Origin of the sequence: uncultured Campylobacter sp., from assembly GCF_938045405.1 — a bacterium.
GTDB lineage: Bacteria > Campylobacterota > Campylobacteria > Campylobacterales > Campylobacteraceae > Campylobacter_B.
Genome location: NZ_CALIMW010000302.1, coordinates 1 through 3792 on the forward strand (window position 1 = coordinate 1; position 3792 = coordinate 3792).

At 47.0% G+C, this 3792-nt stretch carries 9 protein-coding genes; all 9 read right to left on the bottom strand.

What is annotated here, in order from left to right; genetic code table 11:
• Positions 1–364 (bottom strand): phage tail protein (locus tag Q0140_RS12560; RefSeq protein ID WP_297965053.1); only part of this gene is annotated, 364 nt, incomplete at its 3' end.
• Entirely contained in the window at positions 361–1446 is a 1086-nt protein-coding gene (locus tag Q0140_RS12565) for a baseplate J/gp47 family protein (protein ID WP_297965055.1), read from the bottom strand. The genes Q0140_RS12560 and Q0140_RS12565, both read right to left, overlap by 4 nt.
• The gene (locus tag Q0140_RS12570; RefSeq protein ID WP_297965057.1) at positions 1443–1727 is read right to left on the bottom strand and encodes a GPW/gp25 family protein; all 285 of its coding nucleotides are present in this window, start codon (positions 1725–1727) and stop codon (positions 1443–1445) included. The genes Q0140_RS12565 and Q0140_RS12570 overlap by 4 nt, the downstream gene beginning before the upstream one ends.
• Positions 1727–2332: a phage baseplate assembly protein V gene (locus tag Q0140_RS12575; protein ID WP_297965059.1), complete on the bottom strand. Its 606-nt coding sequence runs from the start codon at positions 2330–2332 to the stop codon at positions 1727–1729. Before Q0140_RS12575 ends, Q0140_RS12570 begins: the two co-directional genes overlap by 1 nt.
• Entirely contained in the window at positions 2322–2615 is a 294-nt protein-coding gene (locus Q0140_RS12580; RefSeq protein WP_297965061.1) for a hypothetical protein, read from the bottom strand. The genes Q0140_RS12575 and Q0140_RS12580 overlap by 11 nt, the downstream gene beginning before the upstream one ends.
• A 3-nt stretch (positions 2616–2618) precedes the next feature.
• Positions 2619–2801 carry a hypothetical protein gene (locus Q0140_RS12585; protein ID WP_297916175.1) on the bottom strand — a complete coding sequence of 61 codons (183 nt, stop codon included), beginning with the start codon at positions 2799–2801 and terminating at the stop codon, positions 2619–2621.
• Positions 2801–2932 (bottom strand): hypothetical protein, encoded by a 132-nt coding sequence (locus Q0140_RS12590; RefSeq protein ID WP_297965064.1) that lies wholly within the window; start codon positions 2930–2932, stop codon positions 2801–2803. The genes Q0140_RS12585 and Q0140_RS12590 overlap by 1 nt, the downstream gene beginning before the upstream one ends.
• A 54-nt stretch (positions 2933–2986) precedes the next feature.
• Positions 2987–3295: a hypothetical protein gene (locus tag Q0140_RS12595; RefSeq protein ID WP_297965066.1), complete on the bottom strand. Its 309-nt coding sequence runs from the start codon at positions 3293–3295 to the stop codon at positions 2987–2989.
• Positions 3276–3716: a glycoside hydrolase family protein gene (locus tag Q0140_RS12600; protein ID WP_297965068.1), complete on the bottom strand. Its 441-nt coding sequence runs from the start codon at positions 3714–3716 to the stop codon at positions 3276–3278. The genes Q0140_RS12595 and Q0140_RS12600 overlap by 20 nt, the downstream gene beginning before the upstream one ends.
• Positions 3717–3792 lie beyond the last annotated feature (76 nt).

Genomic DNA, 3792 nt, shown 5'->3' on the forward strand with positions numbered 1-3792 from the left:
AATGCGAGTTTGAGCCGTAAAATCTGCTTCTATCGTATTTGATAGAGCCGTCATATTTCTGCCCTAAATTTCTCTCCACTATGATCGCTCCGCTATCGATCGCATTCACCGCCTTTTTGACCGCATAGAAGGTGCCCGAATAGTAGTGGATTTTAAAGGCCTCCTTGATAAGCAGCCTTGCGCCGGTTTCATTTAGGCCTTCTATATTCACATCCAGGCTATCTGCCAAAATCGCAAGAAGCGAAGCGGGGCAACTATCCGCCAGGATATTTATCACGCCTATATCAAGCCCTGCAAGGCTGAAGCCAAAAAGATCGTCGAGCTTCTTGTCAAATTTAGGCTTTCCGATCGGTAGGATACTCATAGATTAGCCTTTGCAAAGCTGAGCTCAAAACTCATCACGATATACTCGTACTTATCCGCTTTTATATCGGCAGTGGGCGAGCTCAAACCTACCCGATATACGCCGTTTTGATGAAGGGTGCTATAGATGCGGCTTAGGTTCAAATCCTCGCCTAAAGGCAGGCTTTTTTGCACCGCATCGATAGCGTTTTGGATCTCCGCCTGCAAAAAAAGATCCGTTAATTCCAGCTGTGCTTTTATATTTACCGCCTTTTTGGTGGCATTTGCAACGATGACGGTATCGGTTAGCGGGCGCACTTTTTCGTCGTTTAGCGCAGTACGCACCGACTCAAGCACCGCTTCGCTTTCGTCGCTGCTTTTGACATACACTTTTACGATGCCGGGCCCGCCGTTAAGCGCTATGGCTTCTATCACCTTTGCGTTGGCTGTAAGGGCGTGATAGACGTATGCGCCCGCCGCCCCTGCGGTGCTAAATCGCTCTAGACTTAGCACGGCGCGCTCGCGTAGCCGCTCGTCGTCCTCTACTTCAGCGCCGCCGCCGAAGCTTCCTTCTTGTTTTGCTTGTAATACGAAAGGCAGCGGGGTTTGGATGAGCTCACATTTGGCCGCACTCTCTTTTACGAATGCATCTAATATGCTGATGCCGGTTATACTCGTTTGTCCCGCCTTGATTTGCAAACTCTCTTTGAGTTTCGCAGTTTGTCCGTCCTGCGATGCGAGCACCAATCCCGCAGGGATCAGCACATCGTAACTAAGTGCGGCAGAGAGGCCAAATTTTACGCTCGCCGCCGGTCTTTCGCCCCTTAGCCGTTCTATGCCGTACATCGCAACGATATTATCCAGATCGGCTCCTTGTGCAAAAGGTAGCAGCATAGATTTTACGGCGCTATTGATACGGGCGCGCAAAAGAAGTTCGCGATATGCGAGCGTCTCAAGCAAGGCTGAAAAGCGATCGCTCTCAAGAAGCGAAATTTCATCGTCGTTTAAAGAGCCTTTAAAGAGGCTTTTAATATTCTTTAAAATTTCATCATAGCTCAGCTGCTCGATGACGTTCGGATAAGGCAAATTTTTAAGAAAACTCATAGCTCCACTCCGATCTCTTTGCCGTTTGTTAGCACAATTTTAAAGCTGAGCTTGTGATCTTTGAAGCTCACGAGCTTTACTTCGTCGATCTGTACCCGCTTTTCCCATCTTTGCACCGCTTCGATGACGAAGTAGCTCAAATCGGCGCGAAACTCATCATTGACCCGTCTATCGATCAGCTCGAAGAGACGGCTGCCATATTCGGGCAGCATCACGCGCGAGCCGATAGGAGTGCTTAGGATATCTTTTATGCTATCTTCAATGCTTACCAGATATTTCATCAATCCCTCGCTACTCCGCCGTTGGTATGGCTAGAAAGTGAGGCTCTGCCGTCGCTGATGTCGCCGCTTGCCTTAAGGCTTCCCGTAACTTTCACATCTCCGTTGATCTTAAAGCTACCACTACCCCCGCCGCTTCCTGCGGTCGAGATTGATCCTTGAATGAGCGTATTTCCCAAAAGCTTGATATTACCGCTTTGTACGGTAGTATCATCCGCTTTTACGTTTACGCTTTTTGCGGTCAAGCTTGCGTTTTCGCAGGCGATATTGATCTGCTTCGGGCTTGAAATTTCAAGGCTGGAGCTAGCGGTGTCGTAGCTCATCCTTACGCCGTCTTCAAAAGCGACGTGGATCTTCGTATCGGTTGGGCTCGCTTTGTGGGTGGTCTGATAGATACCGCGCAGGATCAAGCCCGCATTGAGCTCGCCTCGTACTGGTAGCACCAATACCTGCTCTCCCACGCGGATCGGCGCAAAGCTTATAGCAAAAGAATTGGCAAGAGGCTGGAATACGGGCAAGAAGTCGGTGACCATATCGCCGATCGCAACCCTTGCGCGATCCCCGTTTACTTCGCTTACGATGCCGATCTCATTTAGATTATTGCTCATATTGTTCGTCCTTGTTTCTATCGTTTAGATCAAATTTATTTCTTATAAATCCGACCGCTAAATCTAAAATCCCGCTGCCTTTAAAAGCGCCGATCCCGCAGATCGCAAGGCTAAGGCGCATATCTTTGCAGAAAAAGAAAGATATTTCATAAACGATGTATGCGCTAAAACAGCCGTCCAATACTCGTTTGATAAAATTACCCGCGCCACGCTCGCCATACTTCAAAAAGGCCGTTACGCTGCCCGCAACGCCTGCAGCTAATATATAGAGCAGATACTCCATGGCTCATACTTTAAAGGTTTTATATAGCGACGTAGGCGAAAAAAGAGCGCCGGTAATACCTATACAAAGCGACCAAAGAAGGAGTACTAAATTTTCGCTTCGTATAAAGTTGTCAAAGACTACGTAAAGCTCAAGATTAAATACCACCAAGACAAAAGCTCTAAGTAGATAAATCAAAGTTTTCATTACTCGCTCCTCGTGCAGTCTTTGGCTATCTCTTCGCATCTCAAAAAATACCTCACAAGCTCTTTATGCGCTTCAAAGCTGCCGTTTGCCGCAGGCTTGAGCGGCATTTTAAGATTACAGCGCACAGGCACATAGACCTGCTTTATCTGCGTTCCTTTGCGCCGCAGCCGCATAAATAAAGTACGCTAAAAAGCGCTATCAAGAAGTTTTTTATACGCATTGAGTTGTGCCTCGCAACTTTTATCTCTAATATAAATTTTTGAAACGTTTTTGATCTTATCCTCGTTGCGGCGGCTTGCGTTCACCTCAAGGGATTTGATCGCGGCGTTTTGTAGGCTAAGGTTAAGCTCGCATTGCCCTATCTGCGCCTTAAGCTTTGCATTTTCGGTGCTTAGCTGCGAAATATCGCTTTTTAGAAGCGCTATGCAAATTCCGCTTGCGACCAGCGTTGCCGCAAAAGCGATGCCGATAAGTTTAATGTTTAAGAAGCCCATTTAACACCTTCTTTGCACGATTTGGGGTCTGCTGCGCCCAGAGGCTGCGAAGCCCGTTTGCGATAGCCTTTTCATATTCGCTAGTTCTTATGTAGTGAAGCGTCGTAACGAATTTTTTAACCTTGTTAACGTCCATCTGATAGCACATTTCTATGACGACGTCCTGCACATTTTGCGGTTTTTCTTTAAGCCAGGCAAAGGCTTCAAATACCCTAGGCTTTAACTTTTTTAATTTCAGCTCTAAAATTTGATCCGCCGTCGCGCGGCTCATCGGCTCTACTTTTCCGCCGTTTAGCGCTAGCTCGTCGGGGCTCAAGGCTGAAAGCAAAAAGCCGTAGCCAATAGTCTTGTAACCTCTCGTGTCCTCATAAATTTCACCGCAAAAGCCTTCGTTTTCTTTGATGTTTTCGATTAGGCTCATTCTTCGCTCCTCGGTTTATTTAAAACTTTTGCGGCAATAAATCTCATTTTTTACCTTTGTTCTTTTTGGCAGCAGC

Coding starts and splice junctions, on each gene's coding strand:
- Q0140_RS12565 (WP_297965055.1), bottom strand. CDS start 1,446: ATGAGTTTTCTTAAAAATTTGCCTTATCCGAACGTCATCGAGCAGCTG.
- Q0140_RS12570 (WP_297965057.1), bottom strand. CDS start 1,727: ATGAAATATCTGGTAAGCATTGAAGATAGCATAAAAGATATCCTAAGC.
- Q0140_RS12575 (WP_297965059.1), bottom strand. CDS start 2,332: ATGAGCAATAATCTAAATGAGATCGGCATCGTAAGCGAAGTAAACGGG.
- Q0140_RS12580 (WP_297965061.1), bottom strand. CDS start 2,615: ATGGAGTATCTGCTCTATATATTAGCTGCAGGCGTTGCGGGCAGCGTA.
- Q0140_RS12585 (WP_297916175.1), bottom strand. CDS start 2,801: ATGAAAACTTTGATTTATCTACTTAGAGCTTTTGTCTTGGTGGTATTT.
- Q0140_RS12595 (WP_297965066.1), bottom strand. CDS start 3,295: ATGGGCTTCTTAAACATTAAACTTATCGGCATCGCTTTTGCGGCAACG.
- Q0140_RS12600 (WP_297965068.1), bottom strand. CDS start 3,716: ATGAGCCTAATCGAAAACATCAAAGAAAACGAAGGCTTTTGCGGTGAA.